Here is an 18,136-nt window from a genome sequence, read left to right as displayed (position 1 = left end):
CGCCGATTGCTCGGGCACCAACTGCGGGGCAGCTTCCAACAATACCTATGGCGGGACGGGCGTCGGTATCTGGCACTACAGCAACACCGGCAGCGCGCCGGTCAGTCTGCCGATCACCATCTACAACGTGCCCTCGTCGGCATCGGTGACGCTCATCTACACCAACGACAAAGCAACGTCGGTGGCTTTCCCGGCGGTGTCGCTGGGCACCAGCAAGAGCGTGGTGGCCAAGGTGGCGTCGGCGACCGATACGGCCGATTCGAGCCGTGCCAATACGATCCCCTCCATCGTCCGCGATTTCGACGCCCGCTCGCGCATGCGCAGCGCCGCCACGGCGAGCAACACCGGCCGCGCAAAGACACTGGCCGTGGCTGCGACGCCCAAGTACACCGTGGGCCAATCGCGTAACTGGTACATCTCGCAGAATGACAATTCGATCACCACGCGCACGGCCACCCTGCGCCGCAAGGCCACGGCAAGTGATGGGCGCGTGATCAATATCTGGGTCGAGGATAGCGAATACGGCAGCGGCCGCTTTACCTCCGCCCATGTGGATCAGTTCGCACAGCGCTTTGCCATCGACAGTCAGTCGGTGTATTCGATGGTGGTGGGGCTGATCGGCGAGCCCTGGGGTTCGCACTCATACCCCAACGATCTGATCCCGGCGGATCAGGAACTCGACATCGTGTTCGTGAACTTCGACCGCAACAGCAAGCCGTACGGAATGATCGGCTACTTCTGGTCGAACAATAATTTCTACATCGATCCGAGCGTACAGTACGGCCAGTACAGTAATGAGTCGCTGTCGTTCTACATGGACACCGAGACGGTCTATCTGGCCAGTGGCGACGATGGCGTGAAGATCCAGCTCAGCACGCTGGCGCACGAATTCACGCACATGATCAACTTTTACCAGCGCGGCGTACTCATGTCGTCGCCCGCGAGCAATGCCTACTATGACTTCGAGACCTTCCTCGAAGAAGGCAGCGCGCTGATGACCGAAGATATCGTCGGGCTGAACATCGACCCGACGTACAACGCGTTGCGGGACGACAGCTTCGCGGATTGGATCTACTCCAGCCGCTACAACTGCGGCTACATCGACTGGAACGGCACACCCAACACGAGTTGCTTCAGCTACGCAGTATCGGCGAGCTTTGGTGGTTACTTGCTGCGCCAGTATGGCGTCGACTTCTACAAATCGCTGCTGCGCGACAAGTCCTCGACCGACTCTGTGGTACTGCTCGATGGCGCCATCCGCAAGGCCGGCGGCCCTGGCTTCGCCGAAGCGCTGCGCCGTTGGAGCACCATGGGCACGCTCTTGCCGGCGACCGGTGCGCCGAGTGGCTATGGTATGCCGGCGCGCTCGGAATACGGCTTCACGCTGCCAGCCATCAACGGGCCGGCCTACGCAGCGTACGTGACCTATCCGTCCTCGCTGCCGACTACGCTGCAGCCGTATGCACAGTTCCCGCTGCGCCGTTCTGCGGTTTCCGGCGCGTACACGGAAACTGTGCCGGTGCCGGCTGGCGTATCGGTGACGGTGGTCGTGAAATGAACATCGCGGCGCGCACGCGGGTGGCAGTGTTGGCGGGCATTGCAGCACTGCTCGCCGCCTGCGCCCAACAGCCCGCGCCGACGCTGTCCGGTACGACGACCATCGTCGGCATGCTGGTGTTGAAGGGGGCCGAGCCGCACGCGACGGTCGCGCTGCGTACCGACAAGGGCGAGTACATCCTGACGGGAATCGACCAGACGACGGCGGCGCGTCTGCAGCGTCAGATACTGCGCGTCACTGGCGTGGCACAGCCGGTGCGTCCGCCGCAGGCGCCCGCGTTCGAGGTCTACGCGGTCGAACCCGTGTCCTCGGAGACTACGCGCTGAGACAATTCCGCAGTGGTCAGTCCGCAGGGTACAGCGGCGGCTCTTCCATCAGGGCGATCTGCTCCTTGAGTTCAAGAATGCGATCCTGCCAGTAGCGCGTGGACCCGAACCACGGGAACGCGGCAGGGAAAGCCGGATCGTGCCAGCGACGGGCGATCCAGGCTGAATAGTGAATGAGCCGCAGCGTGCGCAGCGCTTCGACCAGGTGCAATTCAGCGCGATCGAACTCGCGGAATTGCTCATAACCCCGCAGCACCACGCCGAGCTGGCGCTCCATGCTCTCGCGCTCGCCCGACAGCAGCATCCACAGATCCTGCACTGCCGGCCCGTTGCGGGCGTCATCGAAATCCACGAAGTGCGGGCCGCCGTCCGTCCACAGCACATTGCCGACATGACAATCGCCATGCAGTCGCAGACGCCTCACCGGGCCGGCGCGATCGAAGCAATGGCGTACGCCGTCGAGCGCGGCATCCACTGTTCCTTGCCACGCTGAGCGCAATTCAGGTGCGACACTGTCGTGCGCCAGCAGCCAGTCGCGTGACTCTACGCCGAGCGATTCGATATCCACGGTCGGCCGGTGCACGAAAGGCTCGCGCGCCCCGACGCTATGGATGCGCGCCAGAAAACGTCCCAGCCAAGCCAGCGTCTGTTCGTCGCCCAGCTCGGGTGCGCGGCCGCCGCGACGTGGAAACAATGCAAAGCGAAAGCCCGCGTGACGATGCAGTGTCGTCGAGCCGGCAGCGAGCGCCGATACCGCCGGGATTTCGGCTTCCGCCAATGCCTGGACAAAGCGGTGTTCCTCAAGGATGGCTTCATCGGTCCAGCGCTCCGGGCGATAGAACTTGGCCACGACGGGCGTGGCGTCCTCGATGCCGACCTGGTAGACGCGGTTCTCGTAACTGTTCAGCGCCAACAGACGGCCGTCGGCACGCAGTCCGGTGGAATCGACCGCATCGAGCACGGCATCGGGCGTGAGATCGTTGAAGGGTGGGGGACTCATCTTCGGCAACCCATTGGACCAGGAGAAATGGCTCCATTGTGGCGAAGTTCTCAGTGTCGTGCCTGTCTGTGACGATACGATGCGCTCGCTGCATTGATCCAAATTCATGTCCAGGGAATGCAATGACTACGCTCACGACGCTGTTCCGCCGTTGTCTCGTCGCGCTGGCCTTGTGCTGCGCTGTCAGTGGTGCTAATGCGGCCGTCATCGTTGACCGGATCGACCAGTACTCGAACAGTTTCGGCATTCAGTCAGGCCGATCCGTGGACTTCTGGCACATCACCTCTGCGGGGGGCGCGGCGACGTTCAGTCTCCAGACCGGCAGCTTCGATTCGGCACTGTGGTTGTTCCGCGACGACGGTTCGCTCGACCTCTTCGACTACGTGGCCTTTGCCAGCAACACGGCGTTTGGTGCGCTCGACGCGCTGTTGTCGACGGTGCTCAACCCGGGCAGCTACATCCTGGCGGTGGGCACCTACGCGTGGCCCGAGATCATTCCGACGATCGATCTGCTCGACGGATTGCAGTTCGAGTCGCTCCTCTCGCGCGTCAATGCGACTGCGCTGCCCTATCAACTGACCATCAGCGGCGCTTCGGTCGTCGGGCTGGCCAACAGCGTGCCGGAGCCGGCATCGCTGGCATTGGTGGCTTGCGCGCTTGGCCTGCTGGCGGGGCGTTGGCGTCGACGTGCCTGAAACGCCGCTGGACGTGAAAAACCCCGGCATGCCGGGGTTTTGTCGTTCGCGCGCCTAGCGTATCGGAATCACGATCGGTGGAAGACTCACGCCGATCGTCACCGCCGGGCGGCCATACACCGGCACGACGGGCGCCACGTATACCGGCTCTTGGTACACCACCGGCTCGCGATAGATACGTTCGCGGTACACCACCGGCGGCGCCGGGCGATAGACGACCGTGCGCTCGACCACGCGCGGGCCGCCATAGTAGCGGTCATAGCGCTCGTAGCGCGGGCCACGGCCGCGATCGTGATCGCGGTCATGGGCAAAAGCCGCCATCGGCAGCAGGGTGCTGGTACCGAGGATCGCGGCGGCGGCAACCTTGGTGAATGTACGCATTGTTGTTCTCCTCTGGGGCTTGGTCGGCCTGCGATCAGGCTGAACTCCACGAACAGAACGTTATGCGGGCGGTCTCTGGGCCGCTGTAATGCTTTGCAAGCATTTGCAAACCCTTTTGAAATTTCGTCACATCGTTGTCGCCATCGCACGACGGGCGAGAAGCGCGACGAGTGCCGCGAACACTGCCACGACGATCAGCCCGACGCCCAGTCCCCACCCGTGCGCGAGAAATCCGATCATCGGCGGGCCGATCATGAACCCGACGTAACCGGCGCCCGATACCGCCGCGATGCCTTGCGCCGCCGGCACGCCGGGCACCTTGGCGGCGGCCGAGAACAGTACCGGGATGATGTTCGAGAACCCCACGCCCACCAGCGCGAACCCCGCCAGCGCCGCCCATGATTGCGCGATGATCAGGGCGGCGATCATCGATATCGCCGCCAGCCATGCCGATACGCGCAGCGTGCGCGCAGAGCCGAGCCGGGCACGCACGTAGTCGCCGCCGAAGCGGCCGGCAGCCATGGCTGCAGAGAATGCACCATAGGCGAGGGCCGCGACCGCCGCAGGACTGTCGAGCACACGCACCATGTACAGCGTGCTCCAGTCGTACATGGCGCCTTCGCCGATGAGCCCGAATGCCGCCAGCATGCCGAGCAGGAGCAGCACCCCGCGCGGCAGGCGGAAGGGCGCATCTGCGTGTTCGGGCGAGTGCGTGTGTTCGGTCGGCAGCATGTAGCGCGCGGCGATCCACACGCCGATGAAGCCACCGACGGCGACCAGCGCGAGATGTACGGCGGGCGTGACGCCGGCGGCTGCCACGGCGCTGCCGATCAGCGCGCCCGCCATGCCGCCGAGACTGAAGAATCCATGGAACGACGACATGATCGGTCGCGCATACGCATCCTCCACGGCGACCGCCTCTGCGTTCATCGCCACGTCCAAAGTGCCGGTGGCCAGCCCGAAGACGAACAAGGTCGCCATGGCGCTGAAGTAGCCGGGCATATGGACGAGAAGGGCGAGCGGCAGGCAGATCATCAGGCCGCCGACGAGCACCACCGGTCGCGCGCCATGACGGGCCACCCAGTTGCCGACGCGCGTCAGCGCGATGATGGCGCCGAGGCTTGCGGCCAGCATCAGCCACGCGAGTTCCGCTTCGCCCAGGTCATAGAGCTTGCGCACGGTCGGCACGTGCACGCCCCAGCTTGCAAAGAGCAGGCCGCTGATGAAGAAATGCGCCTTGGTTGCGACGCGTGCGGCCAGAGGCGGGTGCGTCAGGGAGTCGTTGTCGTTATGCATGGAGATTCGGAGCGGCGCGCGTGGGGTGTCAGTCGTCGGTCACGTCGCCGTCGACGTAGTACCAGCGCCCATCTTCGCGCACGAAGCGGCTGGTCTCGTGCATGCGGTAGGCACGCCCGCCGATCTTGTAGCGGGCGATGAATTCCACCGCTGCCGCGTCGCCTTCGGCCTGCGGGGCGTGCACGATCTTCAGCCCGATCCATTTCACCGCGTCGTCACTGGCGGTGTCTGTCGGACGCGTACTGGCATGCCAGGTGGCGGCGACGTAGTCGTCCAGCCCCAGCGCGTAGGCCGAATAGCGTGAGCGCATGAGCGCTTCCGGCGTAGGCGCCGGCTCGCCATCGTGCCAAGGCCCGCAGCAGCGGGCATAGGTCCGGCCGCTTCCGCACGGGCAGGGGGATTGCCCGGGCGGCGTGTTCTTCGCGAGAGGCATTCGACTACCGGGTGTAAAGGTTGGCAACTTGCTCGCCGAGTCCGCGATGGATCCCGTGAAGTCGATCTTCGAGCGCTTCTTTCTCCGGGTCGATGGCGCGCGATTCGGCCTCGAACCACGCGAACAGCGTCGTCAGTCCGGCGTGCAGATCGATTCGCGGTGCGAACTCGGGGATGTCGCGGCGGATCTTGCTGTTATCGAAGAGGCCCGGGTACGACTTTTCGAAATGCAGGTGTGCACATAGCGTCGGCGCTGCGCGATAGAGCAGATCGGCCGGCAGGAAGAACAGCCTCGGTTCGACGCCGAGCACACGCCCTGCTTCGAGGTAGAGATCCTGCCACGCCGTGCGCGCTTCGTTCGTGGCGTGATAGTGCTGGCCGTAGGTGCGGCGATTGCCGACCGCCCCCGCGAACGCAACGGCCAGATCGGGCGCGAAGGTAAAGCTCCATGGGTTCTTGCCGTCGCCGAACATCACCAGCGGCTTGCCGCGTCTGATCCGGTCGATGACGCCGTAATTCTGTCGCAGCACCCCGAAGCCCGCCGCGCCGGGCCCGAAAGTCAGCGAGGGGCGGATGATGGTGATCGGCAGACCTTCATCGCGGATCAACGCCTGCAGGTAACGCTCGATCTGCGCCTTGTTGAAGGAGTATGGAAAGACAGGGTCTTCGCACAGCGCTTCGGCGTCTTCCTGCACGGGAATCGTGCGATACGGGCGCTGGTAGGCCGAAGAACTCGAACAGACGATGATCTGCTCGACGCGACCGCGGAAGGTTTTCACCGTGGAGCGGGCGTCGTCTTCGGTGAATGCGATCATGTCGATCACCACGTCGAATTTCTCAGCCTGCATGGTGGCGCGGAAACCTTCGCGATCGGCGCGATCGCCAAGCATGACGCGCACGCCTGCCGGTGCCTGGGCGCGCTGGCCGCGATTGAAGACAGTGACGTCGTGCCCACGTTCGAGCAACAGCGGTACGATGGCCCGGCTGATGACGCCGGTGCCGCCAAGGATCAGGACTTTCATCGGGTTCCCCGTGCCAGTTCAGCGCACATCGCGCGCGAAAGGGTCGATCCTACGCGCTCGTCCGCGCATGGCGCAAACCGGCGCATTGCATATGCGAACTTGAGCAATGGCGGCGCGGCCCGGGGTGCCTATACTTGTCACCTTTTGACCAAAGGGGGAACCGCCGTGAAATTCGAAACGCTCGCCGTCCACGCAGGCTACACGCCCGAACCGACCACCCACGCGGTGGCGGTGCCGCTGTACCAGACCGTTGCCTATGCGTTCGACGACACGCAGCACGGCGCAGACCTGTTCGACCTCAAGGTGCCGGGCAACATCTACACGCGCATCATGAACCCCACGCAGGACGTGCTGGAAAAGCGCATCGCCGCGCTCGAAGGCGGCATCGCGGCCCTGGCGGTCGCTTCGGGTGCGGCAGCCATCACCTACGCCATCCAGACCATCTGCGAGGCGGGCGACAACTTCATCTCGGCCGCCACGTTGTACGGCGGTACATACAACCTGTTCGCGCACACTTTTCCGCAGTTGGGCATCCAGGCGCGCTTTGCCGACTACCGCGACCCGAAAGCGTTCGAAGCGCTCATCGATGACAAGACCAAGGCCATCTATTGCGAATCGATCGGCAACCCACTGGGGAACATCACCGACTTCGCCGCACTCGCTGAAGTTGCGCATCGCCACGGTATTCCGCTGATCGTCGACAACACCGTGCCGACGCCGTACCTGTGCCGGCCGATCGAACATGGCGCCGACATCGTGGTGCAGTCGCTCACCAAGTACCTGGGTGGCCACGGCACGTCGCTGGGCGGCGCGATCATCGATTCAGGCAAATTCCCGTGGGCCCAGCACAAGGTGCGCTTCCGCCGTCTCAACGAGCCGGACGTGTCATACCATGGCGTCGTCTACACCGAAGCGCTCGGTCCGGCTGCGTTCATCGGCCGCGCGCGCGTGGTGCCGCTGCGCAATATGGGCGCGGCGATCAGCCCGTTCAACGCATTCCAGATCATGCAGGGCATCGAGACCGTGGCGCTGCGCATGGATCGCATCTGCGAAAACGCCGTGCGGGTGGCGCAGTTCCTCAAGGGGCATGCCAAGGTCAACTGGGTGAATTACGCCGGGCTCGAAGACCATGGCGACTACGCGCTGGTCAAGCGTTACATGGGCGGTCGCGCCTCGGGCATCCTGAGCTTTGGCGTGAAGGGCGGGCGTGAAGGTGGCGCACGCTTCCAGGACGCGCTCAAGCTGGTCACGCGCCTGGTCAATATCGGTGACTGCAAGTCGCTGGCCTGCCATCCGGCATCGACCACGCACCGCCAGTTGTCGCCCGAAGAGCTGGCCAAGGCTGGCGTGTCGGAAGACATGGTGCGGCTGTCGATCGGCATCGAGCACATCGATGACATTCTCGCTGACATCGAACAGGCGCTCGCGGCAGCCTGAGCCTGCGGGTTCGGCGGTGAATCAATGGCGCCTGCGGGCGCCATTTTCACGTCGGGGGTTTACCGGCCCGGAAGCTGCGCGTTAAGGTCGACGCCGAAGGCTTGCCTCGCGGGCATTCGCAACGTGACGGCAGCCGCGACCCTCTCCATCCATTGCGACCCCTCAGGAGCCCGTCATGCGTCTGACAAGCCACTCGATTACCCCCGGCGCGCGCATCAATCCGCGGAATGCAGCCGGCAAACCGGACGATTCCAGCATCGTCTCCGTGTCCGATGACATCAACCCGCATCTGGCCTGGAGCGATGTGCCCGTTGGCACGCGCTCGTTCGCGGTGATCGTTCATGATCCGGACGCGCCCAGCCGCGGCGACGATGTGAACAAGACCGACCGCGAAGTACCGCCCGATCTGCCTCGCGTGGATTTTTTCCACTGGGTGCTGGTCGATCTGCCGCCCGATCTGACCGAAATCCGCGAAGGCGAATTCAGCAACGGATTGGTGCCGCACGGCCGCCCCGGGCCGGAGACACTCTACGGCGCGCGCCACGGCATCAACGACTACACCGGTTGGTTCGCCGGCGACCCGCAGATGGCGGGCGACTATTACGGCTACGACGGTCCGTTCCCGCCGTTCAATGACTCCATCGAACACCGCTACCGCTTCACTGTGTACGCGCTCGACGTTGATCGCTTGCCGGTGAGCGGACGCTTTACCGGGCAGGACGTGCTCGCCGCGATCAAGCCCCATACGCTGGGGCAGGCCAGCATCGAGGGCACGTATACGCTCAACAAGCGTCTGATCTGACGCCGCCCGTGTGCGCCGCGCATGACTCAATATGCGTGCGCGCCCCGGCGGCGCGCTAGAATGCGGGCCGACACCACGCGACCGCGTGGCCATATCTGACGGCCCGTACGCCGCCACGCGAATGAATCCTCTTTCTGCATCGCGCCCTTCGGGTGCCGCAAGTATCGCCAGCTATGTCTTGATCGCACTGATCTGTGCGGCGGTGTTGGTCTTCCACCTGTTGCCGGCGGTCATCGCCGGGTTGCTGGTGTATTGCGTGACGCGCAGCATCGAGCGGCGGCTTCTGCGACAGCGTCAGTTGTCGCACTGGGCGCGCATGCTGGCGATCTCGGTGGTGATCGTCGTGGTGTGCATGCTGCTCACCGCCATCGGCCTCGGCATCGCCTACCTGGTCCAGCGCAGCCACGGGTTCAGCGGGCTGCTGCTGCGTCTGGCGGAGATCGTCGCCGATCTGCGTGGTTTCCTGCCCGCGGACATCCAGGCATATATCCCCGAAGGCGTGGACGAATTGCGCGCGCGCGTGGCGACATTGCTGCGCGAGCACGGGCAGCAGGTGTCCACTTTGGGCTATGGTAGCGTGCGGGCGAGCATCCTGGCGCTGATAGGGCTGGTGCTGGGGGCGATGGTGTCGTGGAACGATGCGGCCAATCCCGCCAGCCAGCGCCCTCTGTCGGCCGCACTCATCGAGCGTTTTGCACGGCTCACGCAGTCGTTCCAGACGGTGATCTTCGCGCAGGTGCGCATCTCGGCGCTCAATACGTTGCTCACGGCGATCTACCTCGTGGGCATCCTGCCCTTGTCGGGGCACCCGATGCCCTATACGAAATCGCTCGTCACCCTGACCTTCATCGCGGGGCTGCTCCCGGTGGTGGGCAACCTGATTTCGAATACCTTCATCGTGCTGGTCAGTTCGACCCTGTCGTTGCAGATCGCGGCGTTTTCGTTGCTGTTCCTGGTGCTCATCCACAAGCTCGAATACTTCGTGAACGCACGCATCATCGGGCACCGCATCGATGCCCGGGCGTGGGAAATCGTGATCGCCATGATCACCATGGAAGCGCTGTTCGGTGTCGGCGGCGTCGTGGCGGCTCCCGTGCTGTATGCCTACCTCAAGCGCGAACTGGGCGACGCCGGCCTGATCGGCGCCAAACGCCCCTGAAGCGCTGCGCGTGCCGCCGCAGGCGCATGCACCCGAAAAGGCCTAAAACACCACCTTCGACGGCGTGCCCGGATGCATGCCGCAATTCATGACCGGTATCGATATGGGCAAGGAAAACCGCGCTAAGGCTGCGCCACCAGAGAACAAGTACGAAGTCCGTCCCGACCAGTCGGTGGAACTGCTGAAGGAACTCCATATCCTGACGCGCGATGGCAAGATGAACCAGGACAGCCGTCGCAAGCTCAAGCAGGTCTATCACCTCACGCAGTTCATCGAGCCGCTGTTGCGCGACGTGCTCGCCGAACACGCTGACCTGCGTCTGGTCGACCACGGCGCAGGCAAGTCGTACCTCGGCTTCATTCTCTACGATCTGTTCCTCAAGCAATTGGGTGCCGGACCACAGATCTATGGCATCGAAACGCGTGACGAACTCGTGGCGCGCTCGCGCGAGCTGGCGGACCGATTGGGTTTTGCCGGTATGTCGTTCCTGAATCTCTCGGTTGCCGAGTCGATGCATTCGCAAGCCTTGCCCGAACGCATTGATGTCGTCACGGCGCTGCATGCGTGCGACACCGCTACCGATGACGCGATACGTTTCGCGCTCGAGCGCCAGAGCCGCTTCATCGTGCTGGTGCCGTGCTGCCAGGCGGAGGTGGCGTCCGTGCTGCGCAGGAACAAGGCCGAGCAACTGGCCGCAGGCGCATTGGCCGAGATGTGGCGCCATCCGATCCAGACGCGCGAATTCGGCAGCCACGTGACCAACGTGCTGCGCTGTCTGCAGCTCGAAGCCCACGGTTATCAGCTCAATGTGACCGAGCTGGTGGGCTGGGAACATTCCATGAAGAACGAGCTCATCATCGCTTCGCGCAAGGGTGCGCCGCAGCGTCGCGCGGCACGCCGGCTCGAAGAGCTGCTTTCCATGCTCGGGCTCGACGAGTTGCGCGGACGCTTTTTCGTGCCCGCATCGGCGACCGCGCAGTCGTGAAAAAAAGAGCCCCGCACGCGGCGGGGCTACGATTGCACCAAGGGATGAGACTCGGGTCGAGCGCTACGCGCGGCGTGTCTGCTGGCTGTAGACGAAATCGTCGAAACTCTTCTCGGCGACACGGAACCACAGGTATTCGTCGTCGCGGAATTTGCGCCACTGCTCGTAGACTTTCTTGAACTTCGGATTCTTGGCGGCGGTCTCGTCGTAGAACTCGAACGCGGCCTTGTATGCGCCCTGCATGACGTCGCGCGGGAATTGACGCAGTTGGGTGCCACTGGCAACCAGTCTGCGCAGCGCGGCCACGTTCTTCACGTCGTACTTGGCCTGCATTTCGACGTGCGCCGCCGCGCAGGCCGATTCCAGGATCTGCTGGTATTCCTTGGGCAGCTCAGCCCATTTCTTGGCGTTCACATACACCGTGATCTGCGGACCGCCTTCCCAGAAACCGGGGTAGTAGTAGTACTTGGCGACCTTGTTGAAGCCGAGTTTTTCGTCGTCATAGGGGCCGACCCATTCGGCCGCGTCGATGGTGCCTTTTTCCAGCGCGGGGTAGATATCGCCGCCGGGAATCTGCTGCGGTACCACGCCCAGGCGTGCCATCACCTGGCCGGCGGCGCCCGCGATACGGAACTTGAGACCTTCGAGGTCCTTCACGGACTTGATTTCCTTGCGATACCAGCCGCCCATCTGCACGCCGGTATTGCCACAGGGGAAGTTGACGACGTTGTAGTCGCGGAAGAAGTCGCGCATGAGTTCCATGCCGCCGCCTTCGTACATCCATGCCGACTGCTGGCGACTGTTCAGGCCGAAGGGCAGGGCGGTATCGAAGGCGAATGTCACGTCCTTGCCGACGAAGTAGTAGCTGCAGGTGTGGCCCATCTCCACGGTGGCATCCTTGACTGCGTCGCACACGCCGGGGCCGGGGACGATCTCGCCCGCGGCGAAGACCTGGATGTCGAACTTGCCGCCCGTTGCGGCGCGCACGCGGTTGGCGACGGATTCAGCAGCACCATAGATCGTGTCCAGGCTCTTGGGGAAACTCGATGCCAGGCGCCACTTGATGTTCGGTTGCGATGACTGGGCGATGGCCGGTGCGGCGACCGCACCCACGGCGAGGCCAGCGCTCGCCTTCTTCATGAATGAACGGCGTTCCACGGTGTCTCCTCTCTGTTGTGTGCTGCTGTGTGTTGCCTGTCCTGCAGGCTGTCAGATTATAGAAATCGTAATGTCAGAAACAGCCCTAGGGCGAACCCGCATGGAATATTTATTGCTGATAACCGTATGAAAATACGGCGCTAATTCCGTAAGTTTGATGTAAGTAATGACGACGTCCTGCGTGGCGCAGGCGCACGGTCAAGACAGGGAAGCAAGGCGGGGAAAGGCGCCCCGGCGAACGCGGGGCGCCGCAAGGACAGGGCGATCAGCTGCCCGCGACGGTCATGCCGTCGATGACGATGGAGCCCGATTGCTTGCCGCCGCGCACGATCACGTCGTTACCGATGGCGCTCACGTTGCGGAACATCTCGCGCAGATTGCCGGCGATGGTGATTTCCTGCACCGGCTGGCGGATCTCGCCGTTCTCGATCCAGTAGCCTGCGGCGCCGCGCGAGTAATCGCCCGTCACATAGTTGATGCCCTGGCCGAGCAGTTCCGTCACCAGCAGGCCGCGCCCGATGTCGGCGGCCAGTTCGACGAGGCTGCGCTCGCCCGGCTCCAATACCAGGTTGTGGCTGCCGCCAGCGTTGCCGGTCGACTTCATCGCCAGCTTGCGCGCCGAATAGGTGCCGAGAAAGTAGCCCTGCAGCACGCCGTCGCGCACGATGTCGCGCGCCTTCGTGGCCACGCCTTCATCGTCGAAAGGCGTGCTGGCCAGCGCCTTGGGCACGAACGGGTCTTCGCGCAGTTGCACGATCGGCGAAAAGATCTGTTCGCCCAGCGCGTCGAGCAGGAACGACGAGCGCCGATACAGGCTGCCGCCGCTGGCCGCATGCACGAGGTTGCTGATGAGTCCGCACGCCAGCGGCGCTTCAAAGATCACCGGCACATTGCAGGTCGGTACGCGCGATGCGCCCAGGCGAGACAGCGTGCGGCGCGCGGCGTAATCGCCCAGCCGCGCAGCATTGGGCAGTTCGTGCGCGTCGCGTCGCGAGGCGTACCAGTCGTCGCGCTGCATGGCTTCGCCTTCGCCGGCGATCACCGAGCACGACAGCGAGTGGCGCGACGTGGCAAAACCGGCGTTGAAGCCCAGGCTGTTGGCGGCGACGAATTGCGACTCCTGGCGCGATACCGTGGCACCTTCGGAGTTGCGGATCTCGGGGCTGACGTCGAACGCGGCAGCCTCGCAATAGCGGGCAAGCTCGACCGCATCGTCCACCGAGATATTCCATGGGTGATACAGATTCAACGAGGCGATTTCGGACTCGTTGCCGCGCCACAGCAGGTCGGCGTCCGCCAGGCCGGCGCAGGCGTCGGGCGCTGTGAAGCGGGCGATCGACAGGGCGGCGTCGACCGTGGCGCGCAAGGCATCGCGCGAGAAGTCGGACGAACTCGCATGCCCGCGTTGCTGGCCGAGATAGACCGTTACGCCGATGCCCTTGTCGCGGTTGTATTCGATAGTATCGACCGCGCCGCGGCGGACGGTGACCGACTGGCCGACACCTTCGGACACGTCCGCCTCGCAGGCCGTGGCGCCACGGCTCTTGGCGTAGTCGACAATCTCCTGCGCGATGTCGCGCAGGCGCTCTTGGGGATAGGCAAAACCGTCGTGTCTGCTGGCCATGGATGAGGGGAGGCGCGCTCGCAAAAGCTATAATCTTACCAACTCTGGCAGCGCGCACCCATTGGTGCCTGCCATTGACTGCGGCCCAAGGTGCTGCCATTCGAACAAAACCAGGCCCGGCGCGGCCTGCCTGATCCATGCATCCAGACGACAACGACAAAGATTCCCTCTACGACGGTCCCTCCAAATCGCAACGCAAGCGCGACATGAACGCGTTGCAGGACCTTGGCGCCGAACTGGTCGAACTACCGCTCGATCGTCTCAAGAAGATGGACATGCCCGAGTCGCTGCGCGACGCCATCCTCGAGATGCATCGCCTCACCAAGCACGAAGCGCGGCGCCGGCAACTGCAGTACATCGGCAAGATCATGCGCGGCGTCGACCCCGAGCCGCTGCGCGCCGTGCTCGACGAAATCAAGGGCGTGTCCGCGGCCGCTACCGCGCACCTGCATCGGCTGGAGCGCTGGCGCGAACTGCTGCTGGAGAACGAAGACACCGTGACCGAAATCGGCAATGCCTACCCGAATGCCGATCTGCAGCGTCTGCGCCAGTTGCGCCGCAATGCGCTGAAAGAGCGCGAGCAGAACAAGCCGCCGCGCGCCTTCCGCGAAATATTCAAACTGTTGCGCGAACTCGACGCGCCTGCCGCGGCGGTTGGCGACGACGAAGAGGGCGACGATGAGTGAGCTGCCGCGTCGCCCGACCGAGGCTGAACCTCTCGTTATCGGCCTGGTATCGATCAGCGATCGTGCGTCGAGCGGCGTCTATGATGACAAAGGCATTCCGGCCCTGCGCGAATGGCTATCCGATGTGCTGCGTTGTCCGTGGCGCGCGGAAGAGCGCCTGATCGCGGACGAGCGTGCCGACATTGAACGCACCCTGATCGACCTTGCCGACGCGCGCGGCTGCCATCTGATCCTGACCACCGGCGGCACCGGACCTGCGCCGCGCGATGTCACACCCGAGGCAACACTGTCCGTCGGCGAACGCGAGATGCCCGGCTTCGGCGAAGAGATGCGACGTATTTCGCGGCATTTCGTGCCGACGGCGATCCTGTCGCGTCAGACAGCGGTAATTCGCGGCCGTACGCTGATCCTCAATCTGCCGGGCCAGCCCAAGGCCATCCGCGAAACGCTCGAAGGCCTGCGCGAATCCGATGGCACCTTGCGCGTGGCGGGCGTGTTCGCGGCGATTCCCTACTGCATCGACCTCATCGGCGGCCCGTATGTCGAAACGGTGGATGACGTGGTCGCCGCCTTCCGGCCCAAGAGCGCGCCACGACCGGCTGACTGAAGGCAACCCCAGGTCGATCCAGATCAACCTTGCCCGAAAGGGAAGGTCTTCTCCGATACCCCCGTGCGTAGTATCGCCGCAGCCCGACAAGCGGGCTGAAACCATAACCAAGATACATACGGGGGAAGACATGTTGAGACGTATCGTCACGTTGGTGACGTTGAGTGCCACCATTGCGTTGACCGGCTGCGCGAGCTCGCTGATGCGGCCCGTGGAAGATCCTCAGCCGATCGCCGCACAACCTCAGAAGACGCGTGTGGTGTTCATGCGCTCAACCTTCCTGGGGTCGGCCATCAGTGCGTCAGTCTACGACGTGAAGAACGGCGAGCCGAAGTTCATCGGCATCGTCAATAACAGTACCAAGCTGGCCTATGACACCGAGCCGGGCCAACACGTGTTCATGGTGGTCTCGGAAGCGGCCGACTATCTGCGCGCCGACCTGGCGCCGGGCAAGACCTACTATTCGGTCGTCGTGCCGCGCATGGGCGCATGGAAAGCGCGCTTCTCGCTGTACCCCGTGCGGACGGATGGCTCCACAGACTACAACACGGCTGCCAAGAGCTTCACCGAGATGCTTGCCGGCACCAAGTGGGTCGGCAACAGCCCGGAGTCGGAGCAATGGTTCTCTCAGAACCAGGCTGACGTGAAGGCCAAGAACACTGAATACTGGCCGCAATGGCTGGCCAAGCCTGAAGACGAGCGCAAGCAGGCCACCCTGCTAATCTCTGACGGCAACTGATCGGTTTCTGCGCAAGCAAAAAAGGCCGCGAGAGAGCGGCCTTTTTTTGTCTGTGCTTTCCGTGCCCGCCATGTCTTCGTGGTAAGCCGGTTCGGCGAAGAATCCCAGCGCGCCGCCCGTGCCGCCCATCCTGGATGCTTTCAACGTTCGTCCGGCAAAGCGTTTCGGACGATTGTCGCTGCGCGTTCCACGGCTTCCGCCCATTGTCCAAGCACATGCTGACGCACGATCTGCATTGAGTCGTACCAGGGTGTTCGTGCGTCGTCGGTTCCCCAAAGATGCGAGCCGACGCGATCGAGCAGAAGGACTGTCGGCGCGCCAACGGCACCCGCGAGGTGGACGGGGGCGCTGTCGATCGACACCACCATGTCGACAGCGCAGAACAGGCCGGCCGTCTCTTCGAATGAACCAGAGAGCTCGGCGCTCCAGTCACGGACGGCGTAACCCTGTGCCTGCAGATGCGCCACGTCGCGTGCGCTGGCGGGGTTGGCCGAGTGAAAGGTAATGCCCGGCAAGGCAAGCAACGGCGTGATGTCGTTGAGCGATATCGATCGTAGCGCGTCGCGACTGTGGCTCGGGCCGCCCGACCAGACGATGGCGACGTTGCGTTGCCCTTGCTCGCGATCGATCCGGTTCCGCCAGCGTGTCGCTATGGCCTCGCTGGCACGCAAATAGGCCGTGCCGGGTAGTGTGTTGTTGCTGAGCTGGAAGATGCCGGCAGCGGTCGTGATGGAAAGATGGTAATCCGCAGGCTCCGAAAGACCGTCGCGCACAATGCCGTTTTCATGTTCCACCAACGGTCTCAGCATCTCTGCCAACGGCCGATAGGCCAGCACGAACAGTTTTCCTCCATTGGCGTGGACGTACCTGGCGATGCGGGGCAATAAGCGTGCGACCAGGATGCAGTCGCCGTAACCGTGGTCCAGCCATACGCACAAGGTTTTGCCCCGCAGCACCTGCCCTGTCCATTGCGGAATATCGGGCACGGGGTTGTCCCAGTGATAGTGGCGTCGTGAATGGGGGTGAGCATTCAGCTGCACGCTGAAGGAACACTCCGGTCTGTAGTCCCATTGCATGAGGTACCAGGCGGGGGGCCAGTTCCCCATGCGTGCTACCGACTCGCCCAGCATGACGTTGGCGTTTCGTCCATCGGGTGCCTGGGCGTATAGCTGCTGTGCATATTGCAGGGCTTCCTCAAAACGAAGGGTGTTGTTGAGCCCATACCAATACTCGATATGTACGCCGGGGCCGTCTGCGGCGATGTCTTTTGCGGCTTGAGCGAATGCCATCGCTTCATCTACGCGATGTTGCTGGCGGAGCACCTGGCTCAGTTTGGCGAGTGGCCCGCTTTGGTCCGGGTAGTGCGCCACATACCATCGCGCCACATGTTCCGCTTCGGTCAGACGATCTTGACGGAGATACGCATCGATCAGATTGGACGGCAGGATGTCGTGAGCGGCCGGGTCTATTCGCCAGGCACGCTCAAGAGCATCGATGGCTTCGGCCTGCTTTCGCAGTAGCAGGTAGTACCCACGTAGAAACCACCCGAGGGCATGGTCTGGATGGCATGCGGTCGCCAACTGCGTCAGAAATCCCAGCAAAGGGTGTTGGGAATTGTTCGCCAACAGGGTTTCGACCTGATACAGCGCTGTTTGGGCTGGCAGGGCGACAAAGGACTTGAGTAGAGCGTCGAGCTGGCGGCCGACTTCTTCGCCAGCCGGGAGCGTGGCAGCCCAATTCATGCAGGTGCCAAAGCGTCCAACGTCGGAATCTGCAGACGATTGTGTAGAGGACATGGTTGCGAAGTCATTGCGATTTGGCGAGCCAGGGGTGGCTTACGGACTCCGGGAAAAACGCCGTTTGGCATATGTCGAATGAGTCCGTGCACAAGGCTGGAATTATCTCCAGTGCTCGATGCAACGTCTGTCGGCGGGTCGCTGCGTATGTCTGAGGTCTGTCTCTCTCGTGTCGTCGTTTTCGATCAGAGGTGTTGCAGGGGCTTGTTCGCGCCGCTTTCGGAACGGTACGTCGTCGTTGCTCGTGCTTGGCGCAAGCGCTGCCGTGTCTTGTCGTGTGCGCCTGGAATGAGCCGATAGGACGGAGTGACGGGGCCGCTATCTTGCGGCATGCGGGAGGCGGTCTGGCCCGAGTGGCCGGGGAAAGGAGGGCGCCTTTGGCACCCGTGCAGTCACCTTTGAAGTGCTGCGGATGGACACCCTGCGCTCATAC

18 protein-coding genes are annotated in these 18,136 nt (G+C 63.4%); 10 read left to right on the top strand and 8 right to left on the bottom strand.

Going from position 1 to position 18,136, the window contains the following annotated elements; translation table 11 throughout:
* Nucleotides 1-1,558: hypothetical protein (locus tag ACDA63_RS15845; RefSeq protein WP_373664251.1), on the top strand; the 1,558-nt coding region annotated here is incomplete at its 5' end.
* Entirely contained in the window at nucleotides 1,555-1,884 is a 330-nt protein-coding gene (locus ACDA63_RS15840; RefSeq protein ID WP_373664250.1) for a hypothetical protein, read from the top strand. The genes ACDA63_RS15845 and ACDA63_RS15840, both read left to right, overlap by 4 nt.
* A gap of 16 nt (nucleotides 1,885-1,900) precedes the next feature.
* Here ACDA63_RS15840 and ACDA63_RS15835 read toward each other — a convergent pair whose 3' ends face one another.
* Nucleotides 1,901-2,884, bottom strand: a complete 984-nt coding sequence (locus ACDA63_RS15835; protein ID WP_373664249.1) for a serine/threonine protein kinase — start codon at nucleotides 2,882-2,884, stop codon at nucleotides 1,901-1,903.
* 122 nt (nucleotides 2,885-3,006) lie between these two features.
* Here ACDA63_RS15835 and ACDA63_RS15830 point away from each other — a divergent pair, with 122 nt between their 5' ends.
* Nucleotides 3,007-3,579, top strand: a complete 573-nt coding sequence (locus ACDA63_RS15830) for a DVUA0089 family protein (protein ID WP_373664248.1) — start codon at nucleotides 3,007-3,009, stop codon at nucleotides 3,577-3,579.
* A 54-nt stretch (nucleotides 3,580-3,633) separates the two neighbouring features.
* Here ACDA63_RS15830 and ACDA63_RS15825 read toward each other — a convergent pair whose 3' ends face one another.
* From ACDA63_RS15825 to ACDA63_RS15810, 4 genes are all read right to left on the bottom strand, one after another.
* Nucleotides 3,634-3,960 (bottom strand): hypothetical protein, encoded by a 327-nt coding sequence (locus ACDA63_RS15825; RefSeq protein WP_373664247.1) that lies wholly within the window; start codon nucleotides 3,958-3,960, stop codon nucleotides 3,634-3,636.
* 126 nt (nucleotides 3,961-4,086) lie between these two features.
* A complete protein-coding gene (locus tag ACDA63_RS15820; RefSeq protein ID WP_373664246.1) occupies nucleotides 4,087-5,256 on the bottom strand; it encodes an MFS transporter in 1,170 nt (389 codons plus the stop codon).
* 28 nt (nucleotides 5,257-5,284) lie between these two features.
* Entirely contained in the window at nucleotides 5,285-5,689 is a 405-nt protein-coding gene (locus tag ACDA63_RS15815) for a YchJ family protein (protein ID WP_373664245.1), read from the bottom strand.
* Between the two features lie 4 nt (nucleotides 5,690-5,693).
* Nucleotides 5,694-6,710 carry an NAD-dependent epimerase/dehydratase family protein gene (locus ACDA63_RS15810; RefSeq protein ID WP_373664244.1) on the bottom strand — a complete coding sequence of 339 codons (1,017 nt, stop codon included), beginning with the start codon at nucleotides 6,708-6,710 and terminating at the stop codon, nucleotides 5,694-5,696.
* Nucleotides 6,711-6,875: 165 nt separating this feature from the next.
* Here ACDA63_RS15810 and ACDA63_RS15805 point away from each other — a divergent pair, with 165 nt between their 5' ends.
* From ACDA63_RS15805 to ACDA63_RS15790, 4 genes are all read left to right on the top strand, one after another.
* On the top strand, nucleotides 6,876-8,147 hold the full coding sequence (locus tag ACDA63_RS15805) for an O-acetylhomoserine aminocarboxypropyltransferase/cysteine synthase family protein (protein WP_373664243.1): 1,272 nt from the start codon (nucleotides 6,876-6,878) through the stop codon (nucleotides 8,145-8,147).
* 175 nt (nucleotides 8,148-8,322) lie between these two features.
* Nucleotides 8,323-8,949: a YbhB/YbcL family Raf kinase inhibitor-like protein gene (locus ACDA63_RS15800; RefSeq protein WP_373664242.1), complete on the top strand. Its 627-nt coding sequence runs from the start codon at nucleotides 8,323-8,325 to the stop codon at nucleotides 8,947-8,949.
* A 178-nt stretch (nucleotides 8,950-9,127) separates the two neighbouring features.
* On the top strand, nucleotides 9,128-10,108 hold the full coding sequence (locus tag ACDA63_RS15795) for an AI-2E family transporter (RefSeq protein WP_373664241.1): 981 nt from the start codon (nucleotides 9,128-9,130) through the stop codon (nucleotides 10,106-10,108).
* 103 nt (nucleotides 10,109-10,211) lie between these two features.
* Nucleotides 10,212-11,093, top strand: a complete 882-nt coding sequence (locus tag ACDA63_RS15790; protein ID WP_373664252.1) for an SAM-dependent methyltransferase — start codon at nucleotides 10,212-10,214, stop codon at nucleotides 11,091-11,093.
* A gap of 63 nt (nucleotides 11,094-11,156) precedes the next feature.
* Here the strand turns inward: ACDA63_RS15790 and ACDA63_RS15785 are convergent, their stop codons facing one another.
* Together ACDA63_RS15785 and pmbA are read right to left on the bottom strand one after the other, a co-directional pair.
* Complete coding sequence (locus tag ACDA63_RS15785; RefSeq protein WP_373664240.1) at nucleotides 11,157-12,251, bottom strand: TRAP transporter substrate-binding protein; 1,095 nt, start codon at nucleotides 12,249-12,251, stop codon at nucleotides 11,157-11,159.
* A gap of 265 nt (nucleotides 12,252-12,516) precedes the next feature.
* Nucleotides 12,517-13,875, bottom strand: a complete 1,359-nt coding sequence (pmbA, locus tag ACDA63_RS15780; RefSeq protein WP_373664239.1) for a metalloprotease PmbA — start codon at nucleotides 13,873-13,875, stop codon at nucleotides 12,517-12,519.
* A gap of 137 nt (nucleotides 13,876-14,012) precedes the next feature.
* On the opposite strand from pmbA, the gene yjgA reads away from it, so the two are divergent.
* The 3 genes from yjgA to ACDA63_RS15765 all read left to right on the top strand — a co-directional run bounded on the left by yjgA (nucleotide 14,013) and on the right by ACDA63_RS15765 (nucleotide 15,907).
* The gene (gene yjgA, locus ACDA63_RS15775; protein ID WP_373664238.1) at nucleotides 14,013-14,561 is read left to right on the top strand and encodes a ribosome biogenesis factor YjgA; all 549 of its coding nucleotides are present in this window, start codon (nucleotides 14,013-14,015) and stop codon (nucleotides 14,559-14,561) included.
* Nucleotides 14,554-15,168, top strand: a complete 615-nt coding sequence (gene mog, locus ACDA63_RS15770) for a molybdopterin adenylyltransferase (RefSeq protein ID WP_373664237.1) — start codon at nucleotides 14,554-14,556, stop codon at nucleotides 15,166-15,168. Before yjgA ends, mog begins: the two co-directional genes overlap by 8 nt.
* Before the next feature lie 130 nt (nucleotides 15,169-15,298).
* The gene (locus tag ACDA63_RS15765) at nucleotides 15,299-15,907 is read left to right on the top strand and encodes a hypothetical protein (RefSeq protein WP_373664236.1); all 609 of its coding nucleotides are present in this window, start codon (nucleotides 15,299-15,301) and stop codon (nucleotides 15,905-15,907) included.
* A 140-nt stretch (nucleotides 15,908-16,047) separates the two neighbouring features.
* On the opposite strand, the gene ACDA63_RS15760 is transcribed toward ACDA63_RS15765, so the two are convergent.
* Entirely contained in the window at nucleotides 16,048-17,532 is a 1,485-nt protein-coding gene (locus ACDA63_RS15760) for a hypothetical protein (protein WP_373664235.1), read from the bottom strand.
* Between the last annotated feature and the right edge of the window lie 604 nt (nucleotides 17,533-18,136).

It is taken from the genome of Uliginosibacterium sp. sgz301328, assembly GCF_041807905.1.
In the GTDB taxonomy this organism is placed as follows: domain Bacteria; phylum Pseudomonadota; class Gammaproteobacteria; order Burkholderiales; family Rhodocyclaceae; genus JBGVSA01.
Note: the sequence above shows the minus strand (reverse complement) of the source record. Positions and strands in the feature narration are given on the sequence as shown.

Bases quoted from the DNA above. Each gene is read 5' to 3' on its own strand.
- ACDA63_RS15815 (WP_373664245.1), bottom strand. From the start codon at position 5,689: ATGCCTCTCGCGAAGAACACGCCGCCCGGGCAATCCCCCTGCCCGTGC.
- ACDA63_RS15825 (WP_373664247.1), bottom strand. From the start codon at position 3,960: ATGCGTACATTCACCAAGGTTGCCGCCGCCGCGATCCTCGGTACCAGC.
- ACDA63_RS15790 (WP_373664252.1), top strand. From the start codon at position 10,212: ATGGGCAAGGAAAACCGCGCTAAGGCTGCGCCACCAGAGAACAAGTAC.
- ACDA63_RS15830 (WP_373664248.1), top strand. From the start codon at position 3,007: ATGACTACGCTCACGACGCTGTTCCGCCGTTGTCTCGTCGCGCTGGCC.
- ACDA63_RS15835 (WP_373664249.1), bottom strand. From the start codon at position 2,884: ATGAGTCCCCCACCCTTCAACGATCTCACGCCCGATGCCGTGCTCGAT.
- ACDA63_RS15820 (WP_373664246.1), bottom strand. From the start codon at position 5,256: ATGCATAACGACAACGACTCCCTGACGCACCCGCCTCTGGCCGCACGC.
- mog (WP_373664237.1), top strand. From the start codon at position 14,554: ATGAGTGAGCTGCCGCGTCGCCCGACCGAGGCTGAACCTCTCGTTATC.
- ACDA63_RS15840 (WP_373664250.1), top strand. From the start codon at position 1,555: ATGAACATCGCGGCGCGCACGCGGGTGGCAGTGTTGGCGGGCATTGCA.
- ACDA63_RS15765 (WP_373664236.1), top strand. From the start codon at position 15,299: ATGTTGAGACGTATCGTCACGTTGGTGACGTTGAGTGCCACCATTGCG.
- yjgA (WP_373664238.1), top strand. From the start codon at position 14,013: ATGCATCCAGACGACAACGACAAAGATTCCCTCTACGACGGTCCCTCC.
- pmbA (WP_373664239.1), bottom strand. From the start codon at position 13,875: ATGGCCAGCAGACACGACGGTTTTGCCTATCCCCAAGAGCGCCTGCGC.
- ACDA63_RS15810 (WP_373664244.1), bottom strand. From the start codon at position 6,710: ATGAAAGTCCTGATCCTTGGCGGCACCGGCGTCATCAGCCGGGCCATC.
- ACDA63_RS15800 (WP_373664242.1), top strand. From the start codon at position 8,323: ATGCGTCTGACAAGCCACTCGATTACCCCCGGCGCGCGCATCAATCCG.